General features: G+C 53.5%; 2 protein-coding genes. Both read right to left on the bottom strand.

Going from position 1 to position 856, the window contains the following annotated elements; translation table 11 throughout:
• Window positions 1-109: 109 nt before the first annotated feature.
• Window positions 110-457, bottom strand: coding sequence for an IS66 family insertion sequence element accessory protein TnpB (tnpB, locus tag BGK49_RS16165; protein ID WP_000612610.1), 348 nt, complete (start codon window positions 455-457; stop codon window positions 110-112).
• Window positions 454-856, bottom strand: a 403-nt coding sequence (gene tnpA, locus BGK49_RS16160; RefSeq protein ID WP_206609875.1) for an IS66-like element accessory protein TnpA, incomplete at its 5' end; no start/stop codon positions are given. The genes tnpB and tnpA, both read right to left, overlap by 4 nt.

Here is an 856-nt window from a genome sequence, read left to right as displayed (position 1 = left end):
CCTCCTGTTCGGCAAGGAGACGTTTCAGTGCATTGATATCGTCAGGAAGTGAGCTGCTCATACCGGGTATATTACCAGGCTCATTCAGCGTCGACCAGGATAAAGAGGCTTACAACATAGTCAGGGACGTAAGCAGTCTTTTAGGCTGCCGCCAGTCGATACCTTCAAGGAGCATCGCCAGCTGTGCCGGTGTGAGGAACACTTTGCCATCCCGGGCTGACGGCCAGGCGAAGCGGCCGCGCTCCAGCCGTTTGGTCAGCAGACACAGTCCATCGCCGGTAGACCAGAGGAGCTTTACCTGACTGCCATTACGCCCACGGAAGATAAAAACGTGACCTGACATCGGAGCGTCTTTCAGCGTCGTCTGCACCTTTGCCGCCAGGCCGTTGAAGCCATTTCTCATATCGGTGATACCGGCAACCAGCCAAATTTTGGTCCCGGAAGGTAACGGGATCATCGCTTCAGTTCCTGTATCAGCAGAGTCAGGAGCTTTTCGCTGACATTGCCATTGAAGCGGAGCGTCCCGTGCCGGAACGTTACCTCACAGCTGATACTGAGGGTTTCCGGATCCTCTGCGAGCGATTCTGGCTGTTCGGCAGCTGCATCGAGAGTCACAGGAAGTAGCTGGGGGCTCTCTGAAGAAGGTAATAGCAGCTTTCCCTCGCGCCATTGTTGTCGCCATTTGAACAACAGATTGGCGTTAATGCCATTTTCAAGAGCAAGTTTTGAGATGGATATCCCGGGTTCACAGGAGGCAGCAACGAGCTGCTGTTTAAATTCGGGAGGATAATTAGGGCAGCCTTTTCGCCTGCCGGGATTCACATTTTTCTGCATATCTGACACTTTGGTTCCCACT

This window comes from Shigella sp. FC1544 (assembly GCF_001722145.1).
In the GTDB taxonomy this organism is placed as follows: domain Bacteria; phylum Pseudomonadota; class Gammaproteobacteria; order Enterobacterales; family Enterobacteriaceae; genus Escherichia; species Escherichia coli.
The sequence above is the reverse complement of the archived record's forward strand: the minus strand, read 5'-3'. Positions and strand labels throughout refer to the sequence as shown.